We start from the raw sequence: 2,624 nt of genomic DNA, 5'->3' as shown, positions 1-2,624 counted from the left end.
GGTCGGCGTAGACGGCCACGCTCGCGATCCCGGCATCCCGACAGGCCCGGGCCACGCGGACAGCGATTTCGCCACGGTTGGCGATGAGCACCTTGCGCACGATTGAGGCTCCCTCCTTGAAACAAGCCGAGTTTAGGGACTGCCGACACGGCGCATCGACCCGTCCCCGATGGTGAGCTTGCCCACACGGAGCGTGATTCGAGGCTCGCTCGACCCGCGAAATCCCTTGTCGCGTCGCCGTACGCAGGACTCCTCCGAGAAACCCTAGCCCTCTGATGTGGTCAAGGTCTCTGTGAGAGCGTGCTGCGCCCCACTTCGTTTCTTTGTGGAGTCCCTACGAATGGCCCAATGATTCTTTGCCGTTCGTAGGACTCTTGTCCCCAGGTTTACCCGTTAGTAGCGTTCGCGATGGCTTCACGGTACTGGCGGTAACAGGGCTCCGGACGGAGCGGCGGGCGGGAAGTGGGTGGGACCGGTGGTGCGCAGACCGGTGGCGTGGGTGGTGGCGGTCGTGCTCTTCGCCGAGGCGTTGGGCGTGGCGGCACTGAACTGGATCCTCGGGGAGGTCGTCCACCGGCAGCGGATGTCCCTGGCCGGATCGGACCCGGACGTGGTCTCGACCTCCTCGAAGGTCGGCGCCGTGGTCTTCGGCCTGTACTTCGCCGTGTGCGGCCTGGTCGCCCTGCTGGTGGCGGTACGCGGGCGTCGCCCGGCCGGCCTCGGCCGCCTCCTGCTGATCAGCGCGGCCGTGGTGCACGGCGTGCTGGCGGCCGTGTCGTGGGGGCTGGTGGGCTGGCAGGCGTTCGTGTTCCTGATCGTCGCCCTGGCGCTGATCGTGCTGCTCCTGATGACGTACGACGTCGTGGAGGGGCCGGCCGGGACGATTCCCTCGGATGCCGGTCCCCAGGACGGCGGTCCCGGGACGGCTCCGGCGTGGGGCGGCGGTCCGGGGACGGTTCCGGAGAGCGGCGGTCCGGGCGGGGTCCCGGTGGAGGGCGGCGGCCCGGAGAGCGGCACGCCGCGGGGCGGGAAGCCGTCCGACGTCGGTCCGGTCGGACCGGTCGCCGGTTCCTGAGTCCGGGCGGGCGGTGATCAGTCCCGGGCGGGCGTCCACAGGTCGGTGATGCTCACGCCGAGGTGGGCCAGGAGGCGGCGGACCAGCGGGAGGCTGATGCCGATGACGTTTCCGTGATCGCCGTCGATGCCGTCGATGAACGGCGCGGAGCGGCCGTCCAGGGTGAAGGCGCCGGCGACGTGGAGGGGCTCGCCCGAGGCGACGTAGGCGGCGATCTCCTCGTCGGTGGGCTCGCCGAAGCGGACCACGGTGGAGGCGGTGGCCGAGGTGTACCGGTCGCTCACCGTGTCCCAGACGCAGTGGCCGGTCTGCAGGGTGCCGGCCCGGCCGCGCATCGCCTTCCAGCGGGCGGTGGCCTCCTCGGCGTCGGAGGGCTTGCCGAGCGCCCGGCCGTCCAGGTCGAGCACCGAGTCGCAGCCGATCACCAGGGCGCCGTGGACGTCCGGGCGGGCCGCCACCACGGAGGCCTTCGCCTCGGCGAGCGCGAGCGCCAGTTCGGCGGGGGTGGGCGCGGTGACCGCGTCCTCGTCGACCCCGCTGACGATCACCTCCGGGTCCAGTCCGGCCTGCCGGAGCAGCCCGAGCCGGGCGGGGGACTGGGAGGCGAGCACGAGGCGGCGGCGCTGCTGATCGGTCATGCGGTCAGCGTATCGGCGCGGGCCGCCACGGCTCACCTCGGCCGGACGGCGGACCCGGACACGCGGTCCTCGGCCGGGGGCGGTTCGCCCGGCGCGGCGCCGTCTCCGTCGGCTCGGGGAGGTTCAGGGCCGCGCTGCCGCCTCCGTCGGCCCGGGGCGCCCACCCGGCCGGCGGCCGACGCCCCGGCCGGGTTCACCGCAGCCCGATGACGACCATCGTGAGGACCATGGCCAGCGCCATGAGAACGCCCAGCCGCCGGAGCATCGCCTGCATGGCGCGCAGTTCTTCCGGCGGCTCGTTCTCGGGGTCGGACCACAGCATTCCCCGATCGTGCGGCGCGCAGCGGCCCCGGCGCCTGAGTACGCGTACTCAAGTGGGCCGGGGCCCCTCCGGGCGGCTCGCTCAGGCGGGCCAGTAGGTGCGGGCCCACGCCGCCGGGCCCGGGCGCGGAACGCGCTGCGCGGCGATCCGGGACGGGTCGGCCCAGGAGTCGTGCGGTCCCGGCGCGCCGGACGGCAGGGCCGCAGCCGCCACGGCGCGCGCCCGGACCACCGCCAGGGCGGCGGCCAGTTCCTCGGGGGTGGGGTTGCCGCGTACGACTTTGATGGTCATGTCCGCTCCCTGGGGCTAGAGGGGGATGTTGCCGTGTTTCTTCGGGGGGAGGGTTTCCCGTTTGGTGCGCAGTTGACGCAGGCCGCGGACGATGTGGGTGCGGGTGTCGGAGGGCATGATGACGGCGTCGACGTAGCCGCGTTCGGCGGCGACGTAGGGGTTGAGGAGGGTGTCCTCGTACTCGCGGATGAGCTGGTCGCGGACGGTTTCGGTGTCGTCGGCGGCGGCGATGGCGCGGCGGTGGAGGATGTTGACGGCGCCCTGGGCGCCCATGACGGCGATCTGGGCGGTGGGCCAG

The 2,624-nt window shown here is 72.9% G+C and carries 6 protein-coding genes; 1 reads left to right on the top strand and 5 read right to left on the bottom strand.

The window, feature by feature from the left end:
* A partial coding sequence (locus AB0N63_RS36085) for a biotin carboxylase N-terminal domain-containing protein (RefSeq protein ID WP_157847070.1) occupies nucleotides 1–100 on the bottom strand: 100 nt, incomplete at its 3' end.
* A 375-nt stretch (nucleotides 101–475) separates the two neighbouring features.
* Between AB0N63_RS36085 and AB0N63_RS36080 the strand changes: the two genes are divergently transcribed.
* Nucleotides 476–1,075 (top strand): hypothetical protein, encoded by a 600-nt coding sequence (locus AB0N63_RS36080; protein WP_365536245.1) that lies wholly within the window; start codon nucleotides 476–478, stop codon nucleotides 1,073–1,075.
* A 17-nt stretch (nucleotides 1,076–1,092) separates the two neighbouring features.
* Here AB0N63_RS36080 and AB0N63_RS36075 read toward each other — a convergent pair whose 3' ends face one another.
* The 4 genes from AB0N63_RS36075 to AB0N63_RS36060 form a co-directional block, all read right to left on the bottom strand.
* On the bottom strand, nucleotides 1,093–1,713 hold the full coding sequence (locus tag AB0N63_RS36075) for a nucleoside triphosphate pyrophosphatase (protein ID WP_365536242.1): 621 nt from the start codon (nucleotides 1,711–1,713) through the stop codon (nucleotides 1,093–1,095).
* Nucleotides 1,714–1,906: 193 nt separating this feature from the next.
* Nucleotides 1,907–2,035: a hypothetical protein gene (locus tag AB0N63_RS36070; protein ID WP_365536240.1), complete on the bottom strand. Its 129-nt coding sequence runs from the start codon at nucleotides 2,033–2,035 to the stop codon at nucleotides 1,907–1,909.
* A gap of 81 nt (nucleotides 2,036–2,116) precedes the next feature.
* Complete coding sequence (locus AB0N63_RS36065) at nucleotides 2,117–2,326, bottom strand: acyl-CoA carboxylase epsilon subunit (RefSeq protein ID WP_365536237.1); 210 nt, start codon at nucleotides 2,324–2,326, stop codon at nucleotides 2,117–2,119.
* Between the two features lie 15 nt (nucleotides 2,327–2,341).
* Nucleotides 2,342–2,624 (bottom strand): carboxyl transferase domain-containing protein (locus tag AB0N63_RS36060; protein WP_365536235.1); only part of this gene is annotated, 283 nt, incomplete at its 5' end.

Source organism: Streptomyces sp. NPDC093260, from assembly GCF_040683715.1.
Classification (GTDB): domain Bacteria; phylum Actinomycetota; class Actinomycetes; order Streptomycetales; family Streptomycetaceae; genus Streptomyces; species Streptomyces sennicomposti.
The sequence above is the reverse complement of the archived record's forward strand: the minus strand, read 5'-3'. Positions and strand labels throughout refer to the sequence as shown.